A 929-nucleotide genomic window follows, 5' to 3' on the forward strand; every position below is an offset into this window, starting at 1 on the left:
TGATCCGCACCAGCAGTTTTGGACACCGAGTTAAGTGAGTACAATCACTAACGAGGTGAAGCATGACAAGCAAGAAAAAACGTATTATCCATTCTCCTGAATTTAAAGCAGAAGCACTGAAGCTAGCAGATAAAGTGGGAGTCGCTGCGGCAGCGAGGCAACTCTCGTTACACGAATCTCAGATCTACGGTTGGCGTAAGGCCGCGAAGAAAGACACCAGTACCAGTCAGCGGGAAAAAGATCTAGCCGCTGAAGTCGCCAAGCTTAAAAGGCAATTGGCTGAGCAAGCTGAAGAGCTAGATATAGTAAAAAAGGCCGCCACCTACTTCGCGAAAAATCTAAAGTAGATTGCTACGAATTTATGCTCGAACACCTGCTGTGCTTCAATGTTGTCCGTATGGCTAAGGTGTTCGGGGTATCTCGAAGTGGGTTTTATTACTGGATTAAGCACCGCCACAAGGCTATCCAGCGCGAGGCAAGTCGCCAAGAGCTTGATATCAAGGTCAAGGAGGCGTTTGACAGCAGCAAAGGCCGAGATGGTGCGAGGCGCATTCAAAAAGAACTGGCTGAGAACGGTAATAGTCATAATGTTAAAACCATTGCAGCCAGCATGAAGCGTCAGGATTTGACTCCGAAAGCCGCACGCAAGTTTAAGTGTACAACAGACAGCAAGCATAAAATGCCTGTTGCTCCGAACCTGCTGGCTCAGGACTTCAACGCAGCGGCTCCGAATCAAAAGTGGGCGGGTGACATCACCTACGTTGCCACAAGCGAAGGTTGGCTGTACTTGGCGGTAATTATTGATCTTTACTCAAGACAAGTAGTCGGCTGGTCTATGGATACCAGAATGACTGCTACGCTGGTCTGCGATGCGCTATCAATGGCCTTGTTCCGTCGCGGATTCCCTGAGCAAGTTATCGTTCACAGTG

Annotated in this window: 1 pseudogene; it reads left to right on the forward strand. The window is 48.8% G+C overall.

Going from position 1 to position 929, the window contains the following annotated elements:
- Positions 1-62: 62 nt before the first annotated feature.
- Positions 63-929, forward strand: a pseudogene (locus tag R7E78_RS25040) (IS3-like element ISVpa2 family transposase); the annotation flags it as partial.

It is taken from the genome of Vibrio sp. YT-19(2023), from assembly GCF_033337395.1.